General features: G+C 64.6%; 20 protein-coding genes. 8 read left to right on the top strand and 12 right to left on the bottom strand.

Annotated features, from left to right (window positions below):
* The first annotated feature begins 100 nt into the window (after positions 1–100).
* The gene (dnaE, locus tag AB0P23_RS00580) at positions 101–3637 is read left to right on the top strand and encodes a DNA polymerase III subunit alpha (RefSeq protein ID WP_027497326.1); all 3537 of its coding nucleotides are present in this window, start codon (positions 101–103) and stop codon (positions 3635–3637) included.
* Here dnaE and AB0P23_RS00575 read toward each other — a convergent pair.
* Positions 3608–3877 (bottom strand): hypothetical protein, encoded by a 270-nt coding sequence (locus AB0P23_RS00575; RefSeq protein WP_052061425.1) that lies wholly within the window; start codon positions 3875–3877, stop codon positions 3608–3610. The two genes, dnaE and AB0P23_RS00575, sit on opposite strands and share 30 nt — an antisense overlap.
* A gap of 164 nt (positions 3878–4041) precedes the next feature.
* Between AB0P23_RS00575 and AB0P23_RS00570 the strand changes: the two genes are divergently transcribed.
* Complete coding sequence (locus AB0P23_RS00570) at positions 4042–4476, top strand: nitroreductase family deazaflavin-dependent oxidoreductase (protein ID WP_027497325.1); 435 nt, start codon at positions 4042–4044, stop codon at positions 4474–4476.
* A 69-nt stretch (positions 4477–4545) separates the two neighbouring features.
* Positions 4546–5901 carry a threonine ammonia-lyase IlvA gene (gene ilvA, locus AB0P23_RS00565; RefSeq protein ID WP_283550172.1) on the top strand — a complete coding sequence of 452 codons (1356 nt, stop codon included), beginning with the start codon at positions 4546–4548 and terminating at the stop codon, positions 5899–5901.
* Between the two features lies 1 nt (position 5902).
* On the opposite strand, the gene AB0P23_RS00560 is transcribed toward ilvA, so the two are convergent.
* Positions 5903–6427: a TetR/AcrR family transcriptional regulator gene (locus tag AB0P23_RS00560; RefSeq protein WP_032374344.1), complete on the bottom strand. Its 525-nt coding sequence runs from the start codon at positions 6425–6427 to the stop codon at positions 5903–5905.
* A 111-nt stretch (positions 6428–6538) separates the two neighbouring features.
* On the opposite strand from AB0P23_RS00560, the gene AB0P23_RS00555 reads away from it, so the two are divergent.
* A complete protein-coding gene (locus AB0P23_RS00555; RefSeq protein WP_363796565.1) occupies positions 6539–8098 on the top strand; it encodes an MFS transporter in 1560 nt (519 codons plus the stop codon).
* On the opposite strand, the gene treZ is transcribed toward AB0P23_RS00555, so the two are convergent.
* The 6 genes from treZ to AB0P23_RS00525 all read right to left on the bottom strand — a co-directional run bounded on the left by treZ (position 8071) and on the right by AB0P23_RS00525 (position 18330).
* A complete protein-coding gene (gene treZ / locus AB0P23_RS00550) occupies positions 8071–9846 on the bottom strand; it encodes a malto-oligosyltrehalose trehalohydrolase (RefSeq protein WP_363796563.1) in 1776 nt (591 codons plus the stop codon). The genes AB0P23_RS00555 and treZ overlap by 28 nt on opposite strands.
* A complete protein-coding gene (gene treY / locus AB0P23_RS00545) occupies positions 9843–12218 on the bottom strand; it encodes a malto-oligosyltrehalose synthase (protein WP_363796561.1) in 2376 nt (791 codons plus the stop codon). Before treY ends, treZ begins: the two co-directional genes overlap by 4 nt.
* A gap of 3 nt (positions 12219–12221) precedes the next feature.
* Positions 12222–14513 (bottom strand): glycogen debranching protein GlgX, encoded by a 2292-nt coding sequence (glgX, locus tag AB0P23_RS00540; RefSeq protein WP_032374340.1) that lies wholly within the window; start codon positions 14511–14513, stop codon positions 12222–12224.
* Between the two features lie 56 nt (positions 14514–14569).
* Positions 14570–16696, bottom strand: coding sequence for an acyltransferase family protein (locus tag AB0P23_RS00535; protein ID WP_032399986.1), 2127 nt, complete (start codon positions 16694–16696; stop codon positions 14570–14572).
* A 237-nt stretch (positions 16697–16933) separates the two neighbouring features.
* A complete protein-coding gene (locus AB0P23_RS00530) occupies positions 16934–17533 on the bottom strand; it encodes a hypothetical protein (RefSeq protein WP_052061427.1) in 600 nt (199 codons plus the stop codon).
* The gene (locus tag AB0P23_RS00525; RefSeq protein WP_206498147.1) at positions 17530–18330 is read right to left on the bottom strand and encodes a MerR family transcriptional regulator; all 801 of its coding nucleotides are present in this window, start codon (positions 18328–18330) and stop codon (positions 17530–17532) included. The genes AB0P23_RS00530 and AB0P23_RS00525 overlap by 4 nt, the downstream gene beginning before the upstream one ends.
* Positions 18331–18455: 125 nt before the next feature.
* Between AB0P23_RS00525 and AB0P23_RS00520 the strand changes: the two genes are divergently transcribed.
* Positions 18456–19340 carry a diguanylate cyclase gene (locus tag AB0P23_RS00520; protein WP_196250993.1) on the top strand — a complete coding sequence of 295 codons (885 nt, stop codon included), beginning with the start codon at positions 18456–18458 and terminating at the stop codon, positions 19338–19340.
* A gap of 6 nt (positions 19341–19346) precedes the next feature.
* Here the strand turns inward: AB0P23_RS00520 and AB0P23_RS00515 are convergent, their stop codons facing one another.
* On the bottom strand, positions 19347–19943 hold the full coding sequence (locus AB0P23_RS00515; RefSeq protein WP_032382827.1) for a CHAP domain-containing protein: 597 nt from the start codon (positions 19941–19943) through the stop codon (positions 19347–19349).
* Positions 19944–19990: 47 nt separating this feature from the next.
* Here AB0P23_RS00515 and AB0P23_RS00510 point away from each other — a divergent pair, with 47 nt between their 5' ends.
* Both AB0P23_RS00510 and AB0P23_RS00505 read left to right on the top strand, forming a co-directional pair.
* A complete protein-coding gene (locus tag AB0P23_RS00510; protein WP_094621165.1) occupies positions 19991–20779 on the top strand; it encodes an NAD-dependent deacylase in 789 nt (262 codons plus the stop codon).
* Positions 20780–20836: 57 nt separating this feature from the next.
* Positions 20837–21121, top strand: coding sequence for a hypothetical protein (locus AB0P23_RS00505; RefSeq protein WP_032399990.1), 285 nt, complete (start codon positions 20837–20839; stop codon positions 21119–21121).
* 16 nt (positions 21122–21137) lie between these two features.
* Here AB0P23_RS00505 and AB0P23_RS00500 read toward each other — a convergent pair whose 3' ends face one another.
* The 3 genes from AB0P23_RS00500 to AB0P23_RS00490 are packed head-to-tail and all read right to left on the bottom strand — an operon-like array spanning position 21138 to position 23460.
* A complete protein-coding gene (locus AB0P23_RS00500) occupies positions 21138–22205 on the bottom strand; it encodes an ABC transporter permease (protein ID WP_363796557.1) in 1068 nt (355 codons plus the stop codon).
* Positions 22205–23062: an ABC transporter ATP-binding protein gene (locus AB0P23_RS00495; RefSeq protein WP_032399991.1), complete on the bottom strand. Its 858-nt coding sequence runs from the start codon at positions 23060–23062 to the stop codon at positions 22205–22207. Before AB0P23_RS00495 ends, AB0P23_RS00500 begins: the two co-directional genes overlap by 1 nt.
* The gene (locus AB0P23_RS00490) at positions 23059–23460 is read right to left on the bottom strand and encodes a GntR family transcriptional regulator (protein ID WP_027497311.1); all 402 of its coding nucleotides are present in this window, start codon (positions 23458–23460) and stop codon (positions 23059–23061) included. Before AB0P23_RS00490 ends, AB0P23_RS00495 begins: the two co-directional genes overlap by 4 nt.
* 143 nt (positions 23461–23603) lie before the next feature.
* Here AB0P23_RS00490 and AB0P23_RS00485 point away from each other — a divergent pair, with 143 nt between their 5' ends.
* The gene (locus AB0P23_RS00485) at positions 23604–23996 is read left to right on the top strand and encodes a hypothetical protein (RefSeq protein ID WP_048318773.1); all 393 of its coding nucleotides are present in this window, start codon (positions 23604–23606) and stop codon (positions 23994–23996) included.
* Positions 23997–24029: the final 33 nt, after the last annotated feature.

Below are 24029 nucleotides of genomic sequence, written 5' to 3'. Positions count from 1 at the left end.
CACACCGTCGGCCTGAAAAATCTGTCGGTTCCACCGCCTAGAGTGGGTGCATTCGCGGCTCGTATTTTCGAAAACGCACGACCTTCAGGAGAGAACCTTCGTGGCCGATTCGTTCGTTCATCTGCACAACCACACCGAATATTCGATGCTCGACGGTGCCGCCAAGATCGGGGCCATGTTCGCCGAGGCGGCGCGGTTGGAGATGACGGCGGTCGGCATGACCGACCACGGCAACATGTACGGAGCCAGCGAGTTCTACAACGAGGCCAAGAAGGCCGGCATCAAGCCGATCATCGGCATCGAGGCCTACATCGCTCCCGAATCCCGGTTCAACAAGAAGCGCGTGCTGTGGGGCGACCGAAGCCAGAAGTCCGACGACGTCTCCGGTAGCGGTGCGTACACGCACATGACGATGGTGGCGGAGAACGCGACCGGCGTGCGCAATCTGTTCAAGCTGTCTTCGCTGGCGTCCATCGAGGGTCAGCTCGGCAAGTGGGCCCGCATGGACGAGGAGATCATCGCTCAGCACGCCGAGGGCATCATCGCCACCACCGGATGCCCGTCCGGTGAGGTTCAGACGCGCCTCCGTCTGGGCCAGGACCGCGAAGCACTCGAGGCCGCGGCCAAGTGGCAGGAGATCTGGGGACCGGACAACTTCTTCCTCGAGTTGATGGACCACGGTCTGTCCATCGAGCGACGAGTCCGCGAAGGCCTGCTCGACATCGGCAAGAAGCTGTCCATTCCGCCGTTGGCCACCAACGACTGCCATTACGTCACGAAGGACGCCGCCGAGAACCACGAGGCTCTGCTGTGCATCCAGACCGGTAAGACGCTCAGCGATCCCACGCGCTTCAAGTTCGACGGCGACGGCTACTACCTCAAGTCCGCTGCCGAGATGCGTGCCCTCTGGGACGACGAGGTACCCGGTGCCTGCGACAGCACGCTCCTCATCGCCGAGCGAGTCCAGCCCTACGACGAGGTGTGGGCGCACCGCGACCGGATGCCGATCTTCCCGGTTCCCGAGGGATACACGCAGGGAACGTGGCTGCGGCACGAGGTCATGACCGGACTCGAACGTCGGTTCCCCGACGGTCCGGCCGAGGATTACCTCGCGCGAGCGGAGTACGAGATCAAGGTGATCCTGGAGATGGGCTTCCCGGCCTACTTCCTCGTGGTCGGCGACCTCATCAACCACGCGAAAGCGGTCGGCATCCGCGTCGGACCGGGCCGTGGTTCCGCCGCCGGATCCCTGGTTGCCTACGCCATGGGCATCACCAATATCGATCCGCTCCCGCACGGATTGCTCTTCGAGCGATTCCTCAACCCCGAGCGCGTCTCGATGCCCGATATCGATATCGACTTCGACGATCGTCGTCGCGGTGAGATGGTGCGCTACGCCACGGAGAAGTGGGGTAGCGACCGGGTTGCGCAGGTCATCACCTTCGGCACCATCAAGACCAAGGCTGCCATCAAGGACTCCGCACGTGTGCAGTTCGGCCAGCCCGGTTTCGGCATCGCCGATCAGATCACCAAGGCTCTGCCGCCGCCCATCATGGCCAAGGACATCTCGGTGGCCGGCATCACCGATCCGTCGCACGAGCGCTACAAGGAGGCCGTCGAGGTCCGAGCGCTCATCGACTCCAACCCCGACGTGGCCACGATCTACAAGACGGCCAAGGGCCTCGAAGGCCTGATCCGCAACGCGGGCGTGCACGCCTGCGCGGTCATCATGTCCTCGGAGCCGCTCACCGACGCCATCCCGGTGTGGAAGCGGGCCCAGGACGGCGCGATCATCACCGGCTGGGACTACCCGTCGTGCGAGGCCATCGGCCTGCTGAAGATGGACTTCCTCGGTCTGCGAAACCTCACGGTCATCGGCGACGCGATCGACAACATCAAGGCCAACCGCGGCATCGACATCGATCTCGACGCGTTGCCGCTCGACGATCCGGCGACCTTCGAATTGCTTTCTCGCGGAGACACTCTCGGTGTTTTCCAGCTCGACGGCAGCGCGATGCGAGACCTGCTGCGCCGCATGCAGCCCACCGGTTTCGAGGACATCGTCGCCGTGCTCGCGCTGTACCGCCCGGGTCCGATGGGCATGAACTCGCACAACGACTACGCCGACCGCAAGAACGGGCGGCAGGAGGTCAAGCCGATTCACCCCGAGCTCGAAGAGCCGCTCAAGGTGATTCTCGGCGAGACGTACGGCCTGGTGGTCTACCAGGAGCAGATCATGCAGCTCGCGCAGAAGGTCGCCGGGTACACCCTGGGCCAAGCCGACCTGCTGCGTCGTGCCATGGGAAAGAAGAAGCTCTCCGAGCTCGAGAAGGCCTACGCCGGATTCCGGCAGGGCATGTTGGACAACGGCTTCTCCGAGGCCGCGATCAAGGCGCTGTGGGACACCGTGCTGCCGTTCGCCGGCTACGCGTTCAACAAATCGCACTCGGCCGGCTACGGCCTGGTCTCGTACTGGACTGCGTACCTCAAGGCCAACTACCCGGCCGAGTACATGGCCGGCCTGCTCACCAGTGTCGGTGACGACAAGGACAAGGCCGCGATCTACCTGGCCGACTGCCGCAAGCTCGGCATCACGGTGCTGCCACCGGACGTCAACGAATCCGAGCTCAACTTCGCATCGGTGGGCAAGGACATCCGATTCGGTCTCGGCGCGGTGCGCAACGTCGGCACGAACGTGGTCGCATCGATCATCAGAGCGCGGTCGGAGAAGTCCAAATACACGGATTTCTCGGACTACCTGGGCAAGATCGACGCGATCGCGTGCAGTAAGAAGGTCACCGAATCTCTGATCAAGGCAGGCGCTTTCGACTCTCTCGATCATCCGCGCAAGGGTCTGATGTTGATCCATGCCGACGCGATCGATGCGGTGATGGGCACCAAGAAGGCCGAGGCGATCGGACAGTTCGATCTGTTCGGCGGTGAGGACGCCGACGAGTCCATTTCCTCGGTGTTCAACGTCCGCGTGCCGGACGAGGAGTGGGAGTCCAAGCACCGTCTGGCCCTCGAACGCGAGATGCTCGGTCTCTACGTGTCGGGTCACCCGCTGCTCGGTGTCGAGCACATGTTGGCCGCGAAGTCCGACTGCAACATCCCGACCATTCTCGAAGGGGACATCAAGGACGGCACCCAGGTCACCGTCGGCGGAATTCTGGCCTCGGTGAACCGGCGGATCAACAAGAACGGTCTGACGTGGGCGTCGGCTCAGCTCGAGGACCTTGCCGGCGGCATCGAGGTGCTGTTCTTCCCGCAGGCCTACTCGGTGTTCGGTGCCGACGTCACCGAGGACTCGGTGGTGCTCGTCAAGGGTCGCGTGTCGGTGCGTGACGACCGGGTGTCGTTGATTGCGAACGATCTTGCGGTGCCGGATCTTTCGGCGATCGGTATCGACAAGCCGCTCGCGGTGAGTTTGCCGACGAGACTGTGCACGGCCGACAAGGTCGGCGCGCTCAAGCGGGTGTTGATCAGCCACCCTGGGACCTCGGACGTGCATCTACGTCTGGTCAGTGGCGACAAGATCACCACGATGAAGCTCGACGACAGTCTGCGGGTGACGCCGACGTCGGCGTTGATGGGAGACCTGAAGGCGCTACTGGGGCCCGGCTGCCTGACGGGGTGAGCCGGTCCGGGCGGGGTGGACCTCGGTCAATCGGAGAGTCCACCACGCGGCGGTTGCGACTGCTGCGCCGCCGAGGACGGCTGCCTGCAGTGATCCGACCAGCGCGAGGGTGGCGACGAACACGACGAGCCCGATCGCCGATGACTCGAGCTTGTACAGAGGCCATTCGACTCCGGCGACATCGACCGTGCGCAGAACGGGGACAGTTCGACGGCTCACCTGGTTGCTCGTGTAGGTCATCGCGTCCTCCTCGGGTACGCCCGTCCGGTTCGATGATTCGGGTGTCCGGCGGGTGAAGTTCAGACTATACCCACGCAAAGATTCGGTCCACCGAACTCGCGGTTCCGACCTGCGACGATCGAGATTCGGTGGCGTCTCGGCGGTCGTGGGTGTTGACTGAAACCATGCCATTGACAGGAGAATACGAACCGAGTTCATCCGACTGGGCCCGAAAGCAGGCCGAGCTGTACGAGAACTCGGGCGGAACCGAAGGCACGACGATGAACGGGATGCCGGTCGTGCTGCTGACCACCAAGGGAAACAAGAGCGGAAAGCTGCGCAAGTCGCCGTTGATGCGGGTGGAACACGATGGGGAGTACGCCATCGTGGCCTCCCTCGGCGGTGCGCCGAAGCATCCCGTCTGGTACTTCAACGTCAAAGCCGAGCCGCTGGTGGAGCTGCAGGACGGACCCGAAAAGCATGATTACGTCGCTCGGGAGGTAACCGGCGACGAGAAAGCCGTGTGGTGGGAGCGCTCGGTCGCGGTCTACCCCGATTACGCGGATTACCAGAAGAAGACCGACCGGGAGATCCCGGTGTTCGTCCTCGCGCGCGCCTGAGCACGATCGGCCTGCCCGTGGAACGGTCCCGAGTGGGTGACCGTTCCACGCTGGTGGCAGCATGTGCTGGTGTCTTCATCACCTGAGCTCGCCTCCCAGCACCCTTCGTCGGTAGCCGTCACCGCGGCCGACATCGATGCAGCTGCGATGCGAATTTCCTCGGTGGTCGCCGCGACACCCCTGCAGTTGTGCGAGCGCCTGTCGGCAGAGACCGGAGCGACGGTCTACCTCAAACGCGAAGACCTGCAGATCGTCCGCTCGTACAAGATCCGCGGTGCCTACAACCTGATGGATCAGCTGACCGATGCCGAGCGCAGCGTCGGCGTGGTCACGGCGAGTGCCGGTAACCACGCGCAGGGTGTGGCATTCGCCTGTCGGTCCATGCAGGTGCGAGGTCGGATCTACGTGCCGGCCAACACCCCCAAGCAGAAGCGTGACCGGATCAGGGTCCACGGAGGCGATTTCGTGGAGCTCATCGTCATCGGCGACACGTTCGACGCCGCAGCTGCGGCGGCCGCCGCGGACGTGGCCCGCACCGGGGCCACCATGGTCCCGCCGTTCGACGATCCACGAACGGTGGCGGGCCAAGGGACGATCGCCAAGGAAATCGTCGATCAGCTCGGCGGCACACCCGATGTGGTGGTGATGCCCGTCGGCGGGGGCGGCTGCATCGCGGGTATCTCGAGCTACCTGCGTGAGCGCGCTCCGCAGACATCGTTGGTCGGCGTCGAACCATCCGGTGCTGCGTCGATGACCGCTGCGTTGATTGCTGGTGGGCCGGTGACGCTGTCGGATATCGATCCGTTCGTCGACGGGGCTGCGGTCCGGCGCATCGGCGATGTTCCGTACTCGGCGCTGCGGTCGTTGGGCGCGACGGTGGTGTCCCATGCATCGTTGCCCCTGATCACCGCGCCGGTGTTCGAAAGTTCCGGCCCCGGTGCGTTCCTGATCACCCAGATCGACGAGGGCGCGGTCTGTACCGCAATGCTCGAGCTGTACCAGAACGAAGGGGTCATCGCCGAGCCCGCAGGCGCGTTGGCGGTCGCCGCGCTCGAGCACCTCGACATCGCACCGGGAAGTACCGTCGTGTGCCTGGTGTCCGGGGGAAACAACGACGTCTCACGGTACGGCGAGATTCTCGAACGATCGCTCGTCCACCTCGGCCTCAAGCACTACTTCCTCGTGGACTTTCCGCAGGAGCCCGGCGCACTGCGTCGCTTTCTCGACGAGGTACTCGGGCCCGAGGACGACATCACCTTGTTCGAGTACGTCAAGCGAAACAACCGGGAGACCGGTGCCGCGCTCGTCGGCATCCAACTCGGTGCGGCGCACGGCCTTTCGGCCCTCCTCGAACGTATGCGGTCCTCGCACCTTCAGGTGGAGCAGCTGGAGCCGGGTTCGCCCGTCTACCGCTACTTGACCTGAGTCACCGACCCAGCAGGCGGTCGACCACCTGCTTGTGCAGTTCGGGGTCGACGGCGGGCAGGTCGAGGACGGCTCCGAGGTATATCCCGTCGCCGACGAGTCGGATGATCTCGGCCTGCACCGGATCGTCGATCTCGGTCCGTAAGCCCTCGTCCCACTGCTGCATCATGTCCGTGACGGCGTCTTGCACCTCACCGGAGTTTCCGTCGACGCTGCGCAGTGCCGCCAGCGTGGAGCGGTAGAGCGCGATTTCCTTCTCCGAAATGCAATCGGGTGGTTGCAGATACCACTCCGCCACGGAGGTGCCACCTGCGCCGGCGTCGGCTCGCTGCTGATCGGCCTGAACGGCGAGCCGCCGGACCATGGCAGCGACCAGAGCGTCCTTGGTCTTGAAGTGGTACAGCAAGCCGCCCTTCGATACCCCGGCGGCGGCGGCGACGCTGTCCAGGGTCACTTTGGTCATGCCGTGTTCGAGAAGCAATGTCTCGAGCGAATCCAGAATTCGGTCGCGTGTGTCAGATGACATGAAACTCACTTTACCGGCTGGACGGTTCGAGGTAGTCTTCGGAGCTGTACCGGCTGGACGGTTGGTATCGAGAATGTGCCCGGTCGCGGACCGGGCGGGCGAAATGGAGTCATGGTGAGCGACGTGCGGACCGGTGCGGTGCACGAGATCGACGGCGGATCGGCCTCCAGGGCCACCGCGCGTGACTGGCTCGGTTTGGTGGTGCTCGCGTTTGCCGTCCTTCTCATCGCGGTCGATGGAACCGTGCTCGATCTCGCCCTGCCGTTCGTCAGCGCCGATCTGGCACCGTCGAGCAATCAGCTGCTGTGGATCATCGACGTGTACTCGTTCGTACTGGCCGGCTTGCTCATCACGATGGGCACGCTCGGTGACCGGATCGGTCGGCGTCGCCTACTGCTGATCGGAGCAGCGGGCTTCGGAATCGCCTCTCTCGTTGCGGCTGTCTCGACCAGCCCGGAGATGCTCATCGCGGCGCGAGTTCTGCAGGGTATCTCCGGCGCGACCTTGATGCCCGCCACTCTCGGCTTGATTCGCACGATCTTCCTCGATCCGCGCCAACGGGTGACCGCTATCGGCGTCTGGGGCGCAATGGCTGGCGGCGGCGCGGCCGCCGGTCCGCTCGTGGGCGGGTGGTTGCTCGAGCACTTCTGGTGGGGCTCGGTGTTTCTCATCAACATTCCCGTCATGATTGCGCTGATCGCGCTGGGGCCGTTGGTCATTCCCGAGTCCAAGGATCCGAACCCGGGCCGTTTCGACCTCCCCAGCTCGGCGTTGTCGATGCTCGCTATCGTTCCGATCGTGTTCGCGGTCAAGGAGATCGCAGCGCACGGCCTTCACCCGGCCTACGTGGTCTCCGCCGTCGTCGGCATGATCGCCGGTGTGGTGTTCGTGCGGCGGCAGCGAATTCTGGACGCCCCGATGATCGACATCCGGCTGTTCGCCAACCGTGCCTTCTCGACGGGTGTGGCGACGAACTTCCTGTCCGTGTTCGCACTCGCCGGCGTGCTGTTCTTCGGTTCGCAGTACCTGCAGCTCGTCCTGGGCAACAGCCCGCTCGAAGCCGGACTGCTGTTGCTGCCGGGCACGGCCGCCAGCATCGTGACCTCATTGCTCGCGGCGGTTCTGGTTCGGTACTTCACCGCAGGCACGGTCCTCGGCGCAGGCATGATCGCTGCCGCTGCGGGCGCGGGCATCCTGGTCGGTCTCGGCACGGACACCAGCCCGGCGTTGTTCATCGCCGGATTCGTCCTGGTGGGTGCCGGCGTCGGCTTCGCGCTCACTCTGACGTCCGACCTCGTGGTCAGCGCCGTCGAACCCGAACGAGCTGGGGCTGCGTCCGCGGTCTCGGAAACCGCGTACGAGCTGGGCATCGCGCTGGGAGTGGCGATCCTCGGCACGGTCGTCATGGCCATCTTCCGACGCGGGATCGACACCTCGCAGCTCACACCCGAGCTCGGTGCCAGAGCAGCCGAAACGCTCGGCGGCGCAGACGCGGTGGCCCGTGAGCTACCGGACTCGGTGGCGACGGTCCTCCTGGACTCCGCGCATGCCGCGTTCGTCTCGGGCATGCACGTTGCGGCCGTCGCCACCGCGGTGGTCCTTGCGGTCACCGCCGTGTTCGTGCTGGTGAACCTACGGGTTCATCAGGATTCGAGCACCGCGAAGGAGTGACCGGGAACCGTGGTGGCAGACCCGGTGTCGTTCGAGGTCGTCGGCTCCCACTCGAGCAGTGTGGAGCCGCCGACCGGCACCGTCACCGCGGACTCGGACAGATTGCACACCACGCTGACGCGGCCGCGGCGAATCGCGATCCACTGGGCGTCCTCGTCGTACTCGACCTTCACGTGATCGAGCCACGGGTCGGTCAGTTCGGTCCGCTCGCGGCGCAGGGCCAGTAGGTCTCGATAGACGGCCAACAGTCGGGCATGGTCGCCGTCGCCCAGTTCCGACCAATTCAATTTCGATCGTGTGAACGTCTCGGGATCCTGTGGGTCGGGGATGTCGCTCTTGTCCCACCCGTGTGCGGCGAACTCGGCTTTGCGTCCTTCCGCCGTGGCCTTGCCGAGCTCGGGTTCGGGGTGCGAGGTGAAGAACTGGAACGGAGTCGACGCTCCCCATTCCTCGCCCATGAACAGCATCGGAGTGTAGGGCGAGGTGAGTACCAGAGCTGCCTTGATCGCGAGCTGTCCGGGGGAGAGGTAGAAGCCGGGGCGATCTCCGATCGCACGGTTACCGACCTGATCATGGGTGGTCGTGTAGGCCACCAGAGAGCTGGCGGGAATGCGGCGGGTGTCCAATGGTCGCCCGTGGATTCGGCCGCGGAAGCTGGAGTACGTTCCGGCATGAAAGAAGCCTTGCCGCACCGTGTTCGCCAGGCCCTGCAAGGACCCGAAGTCGCCGTAGTAGCCCTGCCGTTCGCCGGAGACCGCAGCATGGATCGCGTGGTGAATGTCGTCGTCCCACTGTGCGTCGAGTCCGTAGCCGCCACCCGACCGTGCCGTGATCAGCGACGGATCGTTGAGGTCGCTCTCGGCGATCAGGGTCAGTGGACGGCCGAGATGCGCTGACAGGGTGCGCGTTTCGATCGAGAGCCGCTCGAGGAGATGCACAGCGGTGTGGTCGACGATGGCGTGCACCGCGTCGAGACGCAACGCGTCGATGTGGAACTCGGAGAACCAGCGCAACGCGTTGTCCAGGGCGTAGCGCCGCACCTCGCCCGAGTCTGCATCGGCATAGTTGATCGCCTGGCCCCAGCTGTTGGCCCCTTCGGTCATGTAGGGACCGAAGCGTTCCAGGTAGTTGCCGGACGGGCCGAGATGGTTGTAGACGACGTCGAGAACCACACCGATCCCGCGGCCGTGGCATGCATCGACCAAGCGCTGCAACCCTTCCGGGCCACCGTAGGCCTCGTGCACGGTGTACCAGAGGACGCCGTCGTAGCCCCAGTTGTGCACGCCGTTGAATCCGTTGACCGGCATGATTTCGACGAAAGACACGCCGAGGTCGACGAGGTGATCGAGCTTGTCGATCGCCGCGTCGAACGTTCCCTCGCGAGTGAAGGTGCCGATGTGGAGTTCGTAGATCGACGATCCGGGGAGTTGACGACCGGTCCATGCGGAATCGGTCCACAACGACGGATCGACCTCGAACACCTGGGACAATTCGTGCACACCGTCGGGTTGCCGAGGCGAGCGTGGATCCGGCAGCGCCTTCTCGGCGTCGTCGAGGAGGAATCCGTAGCGACTGTCCGCGGCGGCGGCCACCTCTGCTCGCCACCAGCCGTCCGAGGATTGCTCCATGTCGTGGACCGAGTCGTCCAGTTGCAGACGTACTCGTTCCGGGGTCGGTGCCCATACTGCGAATTCACGGGTGGTGGCCGAAGATGTCGTGGCCGGGGATGTAGTGGTCGAGGATGTCATCGTGCTGACTCTCCTTCGTTGTTGCGCACCAGAAGTGCAACCGGCAGGGAGGCGAACAGCTCGGCGACCGCAACGGTCCCGCTGTGTTCGACGTCGGTGATGCGGTCGCGCCACCGACCGTCGGGCAGTGTCACGAATGTCTCGCCCCACCCTGCCTCGGCCACACCGAGGGACAGCCTCGTGGCCAGCGCGACCACATCGGAGTTGCCGGGCAACGGACCTCGGGCAAATCCGACGACATGCTCGGCCGCGGCCCCGTCCGCGACGATCGGCGTGTAACTACCGCCGACGAAGCTCGCAGGCCGTTCGCGTCGTACCGTCAGCGCGGAACGAACCACGGCCAGCTTCGCAGCACCGGTATCGACCGACGGCGCGGATCCGTTCAGTCCGGCCAGAACGGACCGGCGTACCGAGTAGTCGACGGGTCTGCGGTTGTCGGGGTCGACGAGCGAGTCCTCCCACAGCTCGGTGCCCTGATACACATCCGGGATTCCGGGACCGACGAGTGTGAGCAACTTCTGCCCGAGTGCATCGGAGTGTCCATGGGGCGAGAGCTTTTCGACGAGCATAGTCATCGAACGTGCCACCGGACCGTCGAGAATTGCGTCGAGCCAGTTGTGAACGGCAGTCTCGAAATCTTCGTCCGGATCGGTCCACGTGGTACGGAGAGCGGCCTCGCGAATGGCCTTCTCGGCGTAGGCGTGTAGCCGTTCCCGCAGGGTCGACGTGATCACCCCGTCGACCGGCCAGACACCGAAGACGTTCTGCCACAAGAACATCCCGGTGGTGCCGTCGGGGCTCGGGGTCAGCTCCTCCCAATCGGCGATGGACCGGGCCCACAGCTCCGGCGTCTGCGAGAGCACGCCGATACGCGCCCGCACGTCCTCACCGCGTTTGGTGTCGTGCGTGGACAGTGTCGTCATCGCGGCGGGCCAGCGCTTCGCGCGGTCGGCGTTCTTCAGATGAAAGTACGCTGGGCTGCAACCGAACCGAGCGGGATCGCCGCCGACCTCCTGCAGCGAGATCAACCGGTTGGCGCGGTAGAACAGGCAGTCCTCGACGCCCTTGGCCGTGACGGCACCGCACACCTGATCGAAACGCACGGGGGATTCGGTACCGGCGATCAAGGCGGTTGTCAGAGCGTCGAGACCGCCGGCCAATTCCGGCTGCTCTTCACCGATGGCGGCGACGACACCCGGAAGCACACCGGCCAGCGGCGCGTAGTCGGTGCGGTACACCGGAACTGCGGCAACAACGGCGACGATGGCGTCGATCACCGATTCGAGCTCGATGGAGGTACCCGATTCACGAACCACGGCGCGGGCGAGGCGTCGCACCTCGGGGGACAGGTCGCCGCGCGCGACAGCGGTCTTGAGATCGAGTTCTGTCTCGTGCAACGTCTCGTCGTCGTAGGCGATGCCGGAGCGCACCTGAGACAGTGCGGTCAGTGCCGGCGCCCCTTCCGGGTCGACGAATATCCCGCCCACGGCCGCCAACGCGTCGTACCCTGTCGTGCCGTCGACGGGCAGCGACTCGTCCAACGGTTCGCCGTCGGCCAAGATCTTCTCGATCACCAGCCAGCGGTCGGGACCGAGCAGCCCGCGTAGCTCGGTCAGATAACCGGCAGGATCGGCCAAGCCGTCGGGGTGATCGACGCGCAAACCGTCGATCAGCCCGTCCTCGATCCAGCTCGCCACCTGGCGATGCGAGTCGGTGAAGACGTCGAGGTCTTCCTGCCGGACACCGGCCAGGCCGTTCACCGAGAAGAAGCGCCGGTAGCCGATCAGCCCGGCGGACCAACTGACGAGGCGGTAGGCCTGACGGTCGTGCACGGCCTGGGCGTCGTCGCCGTCGGTACCGTCGGCGATGGGGAAGCGGTGCTCGTAGAACGCCAGCAGAGGCTCGTCCTCGGAGCGGTCGACGGTGAGCTCGGCGACATCGCTCGCGCTGCCGAGCACGGGGATCGCGATCTTGCCGTCCACTCCGTTGTCCGCTGCGAAGTCGATGTCGAAGTAGGTGGCGAACTCCGAGTCACGACCGCGCCGCAGAACGTCCCACCACCACGCGTTCTGTCGTGGATCCTCCACCCCGACGTGGTTGGGAACGATGTCGACGATGATCCCCATGCCCACCTCGGCAGCCCGAGTGTGCAAGCGAGTCAATGCATCTCGCCCGCCGAGGGCGGCGGAGACGCTCGAGGTGTCGGTGACGTCGTACCCGTGCGTCGAACCGTCGGTCGCGGTCAGTATCGGCGAGAGATAGAGATGGCTCACTCCGAGGTCGTGCAGGTAGTCGACCACGTCCGAGGCGTCGGCCAGGGTGAAGGCATCGCCCCGCAGTTGTAACCGGTATGTGCTGGTGGGCAGCGGCATGAGTCAGGCAGTCTTTCGTAGAACGAGTAGGGATCGAGCGGTGACCTCCACCGGTGTACCCGCTTCGATCGATTTCTCACCCGCTCCCGTGCGCGCTGCCGTATCGAGGGCGACCGTCCATTCCTTGGCGTAGTTTCCGTCCGGGGTGACGAATTCGATCGTCTCGTGATGTGCGTTGAAGCACAACAGGAACGAGTCGTCGACCACCCGCTCCCCGCGCTGATTCGGCTCGGGAATGCCCTCACCGTTGAGGAACACGGTAAGCGATTTGCCGAAACCGCTGTCCCAGTCCTCGGGAGTCATCTCCTCGCCTGCGGGGGTGAGCCAGGCGATGTCACGTGCCTGTTCGCCCGATCGGATGGGCCTGCCCTCGAAGAATCGGCGACGGCGAAACACCGGGTGCTCGTTGCGCAGCGCAATTGCGTTGCGGGTGAACTCGATCAGGTCGGCGTTGGTCTCGGCCAGGGACCAATCCATCCACGCCAGTTCCGAATCCTGGCAGTAGACGTTGTTGTTGCCCTGCTGAGTTCGGCCGAGTTCGTCGCCGTGCGCGATCATCGGCGTGCCTTGGCTGAGCAGCAGCGTGGCCATGATGTTTCGAATTTGGCGGGCACGCAGATCGAGGATCTCGGGATCGTCGGTCGGACCCTCGACGCCGCAGTTCCACGACCGGTTGTGGCTCTCGCCGTCGTTGTTGTCCTCGCCGTTGGCCTCGTTGTGCTTGTCGTTGTACGAGACCAGGTCGTTGAGGGTGAAGCCGTCGTGCGCGATGACGAAGTTGATGCTGGCACCGGGGCGACGGCCCGTCGCCTCGTAGAGATCCGACGATCCGGTCAGGCGGGACGCGAACTCGCCCAGCGTCGCGGGCTCACCGCGCCAGTAGTCGCGAACGGTGTCGCGGTACTTGCCGTTCCACTCGGTCCACAGACCGGGGAAATTACCCACCTGGTATCCGCCCTCGCCGACATCCCACGGCTCGGCGATCAGCTTCACCTGGCTGACGACCGGGTCCTGTTGCACCAGATCGAAGAACGCGCTCAGTCGATCCACGTCGTGCAGTTCACGGGCAAGGGTGGATGCGAGGTCGAACCTGAATCCGTCGACGTGCATCTCGGTGACCCAGTAGCGCAGCGAGTCCATGATGAGCTGCAGCGTGTGTGGGTGTCGAGCATTGAGACTGTTGCCCGTCCCGGTGTAGTCCATGTAGTGCTCGAGATCGCCGTCGACCAGTCGGTAGTAGGCCGCGTTGTCGATGCCGCGGAAGCTGATGGTGGGGCCCATGTGGTTTCCCTCGGCGGTGTGGTTGTAGACCACGTCGAGGATCACCTCGATGCCGGCGGCGTGGAAAGAACGGACCATCGCCTTGAATTCGGTCACCGCGGCACCGGGCGACTGATGCGAGGAATACTCCGCATGAGGCGCGAGGAATCCGAAGGTGTTGTAGCCCCAGTAGTTTCGCAGTCCCTTGTCCAGAAGTACCTGGTCCTGCATGAACTGGTGCACCGGCATCAGCTCGATCGCGGTGACGCCCAGGTGCTGCAGATGCTCGATGATCACCGGATGTGCCAGACCGGCATAGGTGCCGCGCTCGGCCTCGGGGATGTCCGGATGGGTGATCGTCATGCCCTTGACGTGGGCCTCGTAGATCACCGTCTCGTGATACGGCCTCTTCGGTGCGCGGTCGGCCTGCCAGTCGAAGAAGGGGTTGATCACCACAGTGGTCATCGTGTGCCCCAGCGAATCGTGCTGAGGGAAATCGTTGTTCGGCTCGTCGTCGTGGGCGATCGGTGCCTCGTCGACGATTTCGCCGTCCGGATCGGCAAGATCCGCCGCGTCCTCGAACCCGCCGTCGGCGTCGAGTGGATCCGCGGCTGCGGAGTCCGTGGACTCCACGGGCTCGGGTTCGGCGGCCGGGATGTCGATGTTGTAAGAGAAGAGCGATCGGTCTCCGTCGAACGACCCCTCGAATGCTTTTCCGTAAGGATCGACCAGCAACTTGCTGGGATCACAACGATGTCCGGCAGCCGGATCCCACGGCCCGTGGACGCGGTAGCCGTAGCGTTGTCCCGGCACCACCGTGGGCAGGTACGCGTGCCACACATAGCCGTCGGACTCCTCGAAACGAATACGAGTTTCGGTACCGTCCTCGGCGATCAGGCACAGGTCCACGGCCTCGGCGACCTCGGAGAACAAGGCGAAGTTGGTTCCTGCTCCGTCGTAGGTCGCTCCCAGTGGATAAGGGGATCCCGGCCATACGGCGATGGCGGGCGTGTCGTCGGAGGCGTCGTGCAGCATGGATCAACCCTACTGTGACCGGTGGGACCAGGCTTACCGAGCGCGAGCCGTTCCGCTCACGGTCCGGCCCACCAGCCGGTCGCAGATCCGAGCTGCCGGCCGAGCTCGGTGGTCAGGGTTCGCACGTAGGTGGCGGTCAGATGATGCTCGTCGCGATAGATCAGTACGTTCCCCTGCTCGACGCGACAGACGGCGTCGTCGCACACCGCGTCCGAGAGGTCGAGGGCGGAGAATCCGCTCAGCTGGAACGAGGACGCCAGAGCGGGGTTGACCGAGTCGAGCGCCTCGTCTCGCGGGATGCCGCACGAGGTGGCGGAGCCGCCGTCGGCCAGGCAGTCGATGGCGCGATACGCGAGCCACGGGGTGTCCCTGATACCGAGGACGCCGACACCGTCGGCGATCAACTGCTGCCAGACCGAGACGTACCAGGGCGGGGTGAAGTCGCCGGGGAAGTCGTCGCGGGGCCGGGTGGCCGTGGTGAACACGTATTCCGGTTGCATCGATGCGACGTCGTCGAGCACGGTCCGGGTCCAGTCCAGACAATCCGGGTACTCGTTCTGCCCGAGCATCGGCATCGTGTCCAGGCTGAGCGGGCACCCCATCTTCACGAACGTGACCACCTTGAAGCCGTGCCGCCGCCCCAGAGTGTCGAGAGCCGTCACCCAGTGCTCGGCGTGTGAGCTCCCCGCCAGCACGATCGTTCGGGCCGCATCGACGTCGCCGTAGGTACAGGACAGAGCGTCGCGAGTCTCGAAATCCGCGATGCAGCCCTCGAGGGTGGTGACGGGAAGATCCTCGGGAGCGGAGTACAGGGGAGGCGTCATCTCGGCCGGTTCGACGCGAATGCCGTCGGTCAATTCCAGCGCCCCCGGGTGCGTGGCTTCGTCGACCGATTCGTCGGCCTGCACGGCCGAGATCGATCGTTCGATGTAGGCGTTCCAGCCGACCGAACCGGCTGTCACCGCCACGGCAGCAACGAGGGCGACGGCCGTGACCGCAATGCGGCCGGGAGTGAATGTGGTGGCCTGCGTAGGACGCTCCACGAAGCGGACGGTGAGCCACGCGAGTGCGACCGATGCACCGACGATGCCGAGTCCGCCGGGTATGTCCGCGTGGGACCTGCCGGTGGCCGACAGGTAGAAGATCAACAGCGGCCAGTGCCACAGGTACAACGGAAACGCGATCGAGCCGACCCAGGCGAAGAACCGGTTGGACAACGTCGCGGCGACCACGGTGTTGGAGCCTGCGACGATCAGCGCCACAGTGGCCAGTACCGGAATCAGCGCCAAGGGACCGGGGAACGCGGTCACGCCGTCCACCACGAATCCACAGACGACGATGACGAACATCGCACCGGCGGCGAGCGCGCCCCGGGCGGTCGATCCCACCCGACTCACGCGGGCATCGGCCCCGGTGTTTCTGCCGGCAAATGCCGCGAACGTGGCCGCGACCGCCGCACCGAGCATGATCTCCCAGAGTCGCGCGCCCGTGTCGTAGTAGTTCCACGCTTGATGGCGTCGAGCACCGTCCGCTGCATACACGAACGACAACACCGCGATGACGGCGAAGATCACGGCGAAGGTCTGTGGTCGCAGACTTCGCGGTCCTTCCGGTCGCATCGTCCGCAGAATCCACGCCAGACCGAACACGACGGCAATCGCGAGCAGATAGAACTGGAATTGCACCGCGACGGACCACAGGTGCTGGACCGGGCTCACCGAAGGGTCGGCCGCCAGGTAGTCGTTGGCTGTCGTCGCCAACTGCCAGTTCACGAAGAAGAAGACGCCGGAGACGAGTTGGTCGCCCACGTCGGCCCAGCGGGTCCTCGGTAGCAGGAACACCGACGCGGCCGCTACCGCCAACAGGGTGAGCGCCAGAGGCGGTCCGAGTCTGCGGAGCACGCGAACGATGCGGGTGATCGGGTTCAGGCTCGCACCGGCCTCGGCCGATCGAAGCAACGACGCAGTGAAGAAGAAGCCGGACAGCGTGAGGAAGACATCCACTCCGCCCGACACCCGGCCCATCCAGATGTGGAACACGACCACCAGAGCGATGGCGACACCACGCAGGCCGTTCAGATCCTGGCGCTGTGGTGGTCGCGGCACGACGGGAGCCGACACCGAACTCGGGGCCGCGGAATCGGTTGCCGATTCGTGATCGGTGCCGCTCGGGTGTACCTGCATGAAAGGGGAATGGCTCCGGCTGTCGATCGACCACTGGTCGGGCGGTCACGGTCGGTGGTGTTCGTCTCGGAAGCTGCTCGGCAGACTACGAGGTTCGTCGCAAACAAGAAGACGTTCTGAGCAAACAATACGTGTACGCGCGGTGACGCACTCCTCGGAGTCCGTACTGCGGTGCCGGTCCCAGCTCGTCGCCGGTTTCTCACAGCGTGGTCTCACCGGTCCCGCAGCAGTTCGGGTTCACATGCCACCGTCGGCCGGAACCGAGGACAACGCGGCGACCAGGGCCACGGGATCGTCCACGTACAGGCCGATGGACGTCGCGGTGCCCTCGACCCGCCACCGACGTAGGGGTGCGGGTACGACGACTGTGGTGCGGGTCGACAACGTGATGTCGACGTTCGTGCCGTCCTGGTTCGGTAACACGGCTCGGTCGTCGCGGACAGTGGGAGCCACCACGCCGAACCGGCGATGGAGTCGGGCCGAGACGATCGTCGATCTCTCCACCGTGGTGACGACCTCGCCGGAGGTGCGCAGGACGAGTGCTTCGGGCGTGAGGACATGGGGGTGCACCCGGCCGACGGCTAAAGCCGACACCAGCAGAACGATCGATACGACCGAGAGCGCACCGAGCACGATATCGAGCCACAACCACGGAACCAGGAGATGCACGACGACGATCTCGACGACCGAGGCCACACCGAACATCAACGGCATCGAACCCGTTCCGCGCACCGCGGTGAACTCGGCAGAGTCGGCCCCGATCGGAGCGTGGCGGCCGCGTGCCCACAACAGCAGTGCGTGCCATCTGCCGACCTGGGCACCCCGATCCGGGGTCACTGTGAGGTTCCTGCCGGATGCGCACCGTCGAGCAGACGAGTTGTGGTGCGGAGGACGACGGCGCGTTGGGCCGCGTCGGGAACGATGTCCTCGATGTCGAGCAGCGCGGTCGAGTCGCTACCGAGCGCAGCGGACTCGGGCGCCTGAGCGAAGGACTCGACATCGAGTACGGACACCAACTCGTCGGCCAACGCGTCGATGTCGTGCTCGGATTCGGCGACGCTTCGGCCCTCGAGGGCACCGAAGCGTCGTAGCAACACCAGGTATTTCCGACGTAGGTCGTGATCGTCGAGCGCGGCGGACATCGTCTCGAAGAATGCCGCCGGGACGCGGCCCGAAATTGCCATCACTTCGAGTAGATCGCGTTCGCGGATCAGCGCGGGCCGGTCCCGTTCGTCCGCTGCATCGAGCAAGGACCCGAACGTCGCGGCAACATCTCGTGGGAGCGCGGTCAGAGGACGCCGTGCGACAGCGTCGTCGAGCAACGCCGACAAGCGACTGTGCTTGTGTGCCAATGCCGTCTGCTCGGTCTCGATGCCGGCCAGCAGGGCTCGCAGGTCCCCGACCACGTCGGGCTCGTCCGTCGCTTTTCCGTCGAGCACTGCCGCTATCGCGCCCAGCGGCATTCCGCACTCGGCCAACCATCGGATTCGCATCAGCCGAACGACGTCGTCGATCGTGTACTCGCGGTAGCCGTTGGACAGCCGCCGAGGCTCGGAGAGCAAGCCGAGTCGGTGGTAGTGGCGCACCGTCCGCGGGGTCGTTCCGGCGGCATCGGCGAGGGATCCGATTCTCATGCGTCCAGTGTGAACGTTGACGTAGCGTCAAGGTCAAGACCGATCGCCGGATACTGTTCGGGTCCCCACGACGGCGTATCGTCGGTGTGTCGTGTGAATCGATGTGGCTCGCACCGTTCGAGGAAGTGAACCGGACAATCATGGTCGACGCCGATCGCTGGTATCGGGAGATGTTCGAGGCCAGCACGGTCGGAATGGCACTCGCCGACGAACACGGGCTGCTGTTACTCGCGAACGAGGCGTATGCGGCAATCGTGGGGTGCCCCAGGGATCTACTGTGGGGCCGATCCTCCCGTGAATTCACCCACCCCGACGACCTGGACCAACACGCGGCGATGGAACAGATGATGGACGACGCCGAGGCCCGTGGTGAATCCGTACACGTCGAGAAGCGATACCTGCATCCCGACGGCACAGTGCGGTGGGGTTGGGTGTCGGCCAGCGAGGTCCCCGGCCCGGACGGCCGACGATGGACCATGGCGGTGGTCCACGACGTCACCGACCGGCGGCGGTTGGAGGACGACCTACGGGAGGCTGCGCTGACCGATCCCTTGACCGGGCTGCTCAATCGGCGCGGTTGGCGAGATCGGTTGTCTCAGTTGACGACTCCGCGCGGATTCGACGTGTCGCTGGCCATGGCGATGATCGATTTCGATCGCTTCAAGTCGTTCAACGACAAATACGGACACGGCCGCGGCGATCGCCTGTTGGTCCAGTTCTCCACTGCTGCAATGCAGTTGCTTGCAGGGCGAGCGTATGTCGCCAGATGGGGCGGGGAGGAATTCGCCATCGCGATGCCCGATACCGGGTCGACGACGATGGCAACCGTGCTGACCGAACTCGCAGCCGTCGTCCCGGACGAGCAGACATTTTCCGCCGGTTACACGACATTGCGTCCGGGGGAATCGCTCTACGACTGTTTCGACCGAGCAGACCTGTTGCTGTACAGAGCGAAGAGAGACGGAGGGGCGCGATCACTCGGCGACCGTTCCAGCACCCCGTCGCAATGACGGCCCTCAGGATGCCAATCGGCCGAATCCGACTACACCCGAGTCGGATTCGTAATTCAGAGTGTGAATCCTGATCTTGCCGGCTTCGTTCCCGCCCACGGTGACGGCCTCGCTGCCGTCGACAGCCACGATGACGTTGGTGTGTTGGCCGACCCAACTGCTGTTGTCGTACAACACCACATCACCCACCGACGGCGTGTAGTTGCCGACGGTCTCGAACCGTCCCTGTTGCTGGTAGTACTCCTGCAGCGTGTAGACGCCGGGAATGCGCCACGAACCCGAGTTGGGATTCGACAACGGCATGCCCGCTTCCTTCATGATCCAGCTGACGAAGTCGGCGCACCAGGCCTCGTCCACGCCCTCTGCATAGAAGGTTCCCGGACGCTGCTTCTCGTGCTCGACTCGCAGCAGGTCCACCACACGTGCCTGGTCGACGGTCAACTCGGCGCTGTTCACCTCGGGGAACGATTCGGTGTCCCACGGTAGATAGCGACTCGGGGCGAGCCACAGAACACCGACGGCCACCACCACGACCACAGCGGTGACCGCTGCGGTCCACAGGGGCCAGCGTCGCCGCGTGCGGGTATCGGTGTCGATGCTCATGCCCACACGGTAGCGCGTGAGCGAACACCGGTTGGCACAATAGCTGTGTGACCCATTCGCACGAGCAGACGGTCGACGCCGTTCCACAACCCATCGTGGACGCCGCACGAGCGGCATCGCGCATCGTCGTTCTGACCGGGGCCGGCATGTCGGCCGAATCCGGAATTGCAACGTTTCGCGACGACCGGACCGGTCTGTGGCAGGACTTCGATCCGAAGGACCTCGCCAGTCCCGAGGGCTGGCTCGCCGACAGCGACCTCGTGTGGGGTTGGTACCGGTGGCGTGCAGCATTGGTTCGTCGTTCCGAACCCAACGCCGGCCACCGCGCCGTCGCGCAATGGCAGCAGCATGCGCAGGTGGACATCGCCACGCAGAACGTCGACGATCTGCACGAACGAGCCGGATCCACAGTGCTCGCACACGTACACGGAAGCCTCTTCGAGCCGTACTGCAGCGAGTGTGGAGTGCGCGCGGAACTCGACGACACCGACATTCTGGACGACGGCATTCTGATCGACGCAGATCAGCGTGTTCCGCCGCCGGACTGTCCCCGGTGCGGCGGACTCATCCGTCCCGGGGCCGTGTGGTTCGGCGAATCGCTGCCCGAACAGGCGTGGGAAGCAGCCGAGAATGCTGTGCGCGCTGCAGATCTGGTGCTCGTGGTCGGTACGTCGGGCGTGGTGTACCCGTTCGCCGGACTGCCCGCCGTCGCACGCAGTGCGGGCGCAACGGTGGTCGAGATCAACCCGGTCGAGACCGAGGTATCCGACATGGCCGACCACCGATGGCGCACAACGGCCGCGGTGGGTCTGCCACTGCTGGTCGCACAATTGTGAACGGACGGGCGGCGCGCGAACTACCCTGATCACACCATCGACTTCGAGGAGGCCGAGATGGCGGAGTACTGGTTGCTCGTGTGCGCCCTCGCGTGTTCGTCCGTCGGTGCGTGGTGGGCAACCTCGGATCCGACATCTCGACGCGTTCGCCGAATCGAATTTCTCGCCTGGATCCTCGGCATCGTCGGCGCGGTCACCCTGGCCGATCAGCTGGGGGTGTCCAGGCCGTGGTCCACTGCTGCACTCGTAGTCGGAATCATGGTTCTGGTCCTCGGCCTCCCCGCCCTCGTGGCCACAGTGATCAGGAATCGGAAACCGCTCGGAATTCCAGCGCAGAGGTAGCTGCGGCAGACCTGCCCTAGGGACGCAGCCTGCGCAGCAGCAGGAGTGATACGCCCCCGAGAAGCCCGGCAACCACCAACGACAACGCCGACTCGATCGCCTGGAACCGCCAGAACGATCTGTCCTCGTGATAGCGCGTCTCGTAGGCCTCGGCACCCTGATCCCGAATGCACTGGATCTCGATGTTGCGACGTTCCACGCTCTTGCGGTCGGAATACTCCTCGTACTCGGCGACCGTCTCGAATTCGCTCAGATCCCTGTAGTTCTGGGTCCAATTGCAGTCCATCAAGTCGACGGGCACCGGACTGCCGTTGCTGTCGACGTAGTCGGCAGAGAATTCCCAACGTGGGAACAAACTGATCGAGTCGCCTGGTCTGTAGTAGTCCGGAGTGCCGCCGTACATGTCGTCGACCTTCTGCTCCACCGATACTCGGTCTGTCTGGGGAGTCGCATAGTGCTCGCGTAACTGCGTCGGCAGCAGTGCCAGGAATGCAGTCGACACGATGACGGTGGTGATCATCGCAGCGATCGTGTTCCGCATCGCAAGTGCGCATGCCGAACCGACCATCAATCCGACGGCCGTGTACGCGCCTGCGACGAATCCCGTGGCCCCGAAGATGGGAAAGTCCAACCGCGATGCGCTCGACCCCGCGAAGGACATCGCGAAGGAATCGGGTGCAGTGTTGTACTTGGCTGCGAACAGCACGCATCCGAGCACCGTCATCGCCCCGACGATCGGTGTGAACACGACCAGAATGCGCACGCTGTACCAGCGGCGTCTGCTCACGGATTGAGTCAAACCGAGTACGTGGGTGCGACGTTCGAGATCGCGGGAGAAGACGGTCACCCCGACGAATGCCCCCAGGGCGACGGGCAAGACGATCGTCGTGAGTATCGCTATAGTCTGCACGGTCCCGACGGTGCAGTCGGACGAACCGAAGGATCGACAACCCTGCAGATACGGAGACGGAATCACACCGCCGCCGATCACCGTGACGGCAATCGTGATCGCAGCCAACAGCAGTGGCGTCAACGCCCCGAACAGGATGGTCGCGCGAAATTGTCTCCAAGTCACCCAGATCATCAGGTGGTCTCCGTTCCGAGGTGGGCGAGTACGACGTCGTCGAGGGTGGCGTTCTCGACTGTCCACCCCGGTGGTGTCGTTGTCGGTTGTTTGCCCTGTACGACGAATGTTGTTGCCCCGGAACCGAACACCTCGGACACGATGGTGCCGTCCTCGACCGTCGGGTCGGCGTCGGAGCTGCCGACGAGAAGGTGGTGGTCGGCGGTGATGGCGTCGAGGTCCCCGTCGAGTCGCATTCGCCCACCGCGTAGTAGCAACAGCCGGTCGGCGACGTCGACGAGCTCGGACAGCACGTGTGAGGACAGCACGATCGTCGTACCGTTCTCGGCTGCATCGCGCATCAGGGTGCGTGCCACCGCCCTGCGAGCGACCGGATCGAGATCGGCAAGCGGCTCGTCGAGCAGCAGTACTTCGGGTCGACGCCCGAGTGCCAGTGCGAGGGCAATCCGCGTGCGGTGGCCGGGGGAGAGGGACTCGACCCGAGCGGAGGTGGCGATTCCTGCGGCGTCGACGATTTCCTTCGCGTACGCATCGTCCCAGTGCGAGTTCGTGTTTCGGCCGAATCGCAACAGTTCGGCGACGGTGAAGTGTGGGTAGAGGGGCTTGTGCTGCGCCAGATAGGACAGGCCGGGCGAGATTCCGCGTTGGGTCACGCTTTCGCCCAGAACCCGAATGGTTCCGCCGTCCGGTGTCAGCAGGCCGACCGCCAGCGACAGCAGCGTCGACTTTCCGGCACCGTTGGAGCCGACCAGCGCTGTGACGCTTCCTCTTTCGACTGCGAACGAGCATCCGTCGAGGACGGTCTTCCTGCGAAACGATTTGGCCACCTCGTCCATGGTGAGCACCGCGTCGGTCATGTTTCGTCTCTTTCGGTTCGGTCGAATTGCTTGTCGAGTGCGGCGGTGACGATGGCTTCGAGGTCAGGTCTGTCCAGTCCTGCGGCCGTGCAGTGTCGGATCCAGCGGTCGAGTTCGGTCTCGAGCGCCGATCGTTCGGCCATGCCAGGTTTTGCGAGCGAGGCGACGACGAACGTCCCGGAACCGGTTCGTGGTTGGACCAGCCCGTCGCGTTCGAGTTCTCGGTACGCCTTGAGGACGGTGTTGGGATTGATGGCCAGCGCCGTGACCACTTCTTTTGCTGTCGGCAGTCGGTCACCGACGGCGAGTGTTCCCAGTCGTAGGGCCTGTTTGGTCTGCAGTATCAGTTGGACATAGGTGGGAATGCCGGACTGACGATCGATACGGTAGGCGATCACCAGAAGCCTTTCACTAGTTGATTAGTGGAAGACGTTAATACGTACCCCTCGGTTTGTCCATGCTCTGTTCGGATCTCGATATTCGGAGGGCGATCAGCGCGGTGACAGTGGCAGCGCGGGAGCGAGTCGTAGCGTTCTACGACATGACACCCGACACCGAAACGATCGACCAATTCTTCGCTCGCTACACCGCCTACTTGTCGGCCGGCGATTTGGACGGGCTAGCAGATATTTACAACTACCCGGCGTTGGCCGTCACGGCTGGGGGATGCGCCGCCATCTCCGACCCGCAGCAGACCCGAGACTTCTTCGCCCAGGGCCAGTCCTACTATCGCTCGCGTGGGATCGAGGGCGTTCGCGCACGTGGCATCGTCACCGAGATCGAGACGCCCGGTGTGTGGGTCGGGCATCTGCTGTTGGAGAACCTCGACGCCGACGGCTCGCCCGTGGGAACCGAGCGCAACGCCTACCAGGTGGTGACGTCGGCCGACGGCACGCGCAGAATTGCAGTGACAACGCCGCTCGACGCGGGGTAGTGGGCAATCGGCACTCGGTACTGTGGGAAAGAA

Source organism: Rhodococcus sp. NPDC077669 (genome assembly GCF_040686915.1).
GTDB lineage: Bacteria > Actinomycetota > Actinomycetes > Mycobacteriales > Mycobacteriaceae > Rhodococcoides > Rhodococcoides fascians.
This window is presented reverse-complemented; position numbering and strand designations above follow the sequence as displayed.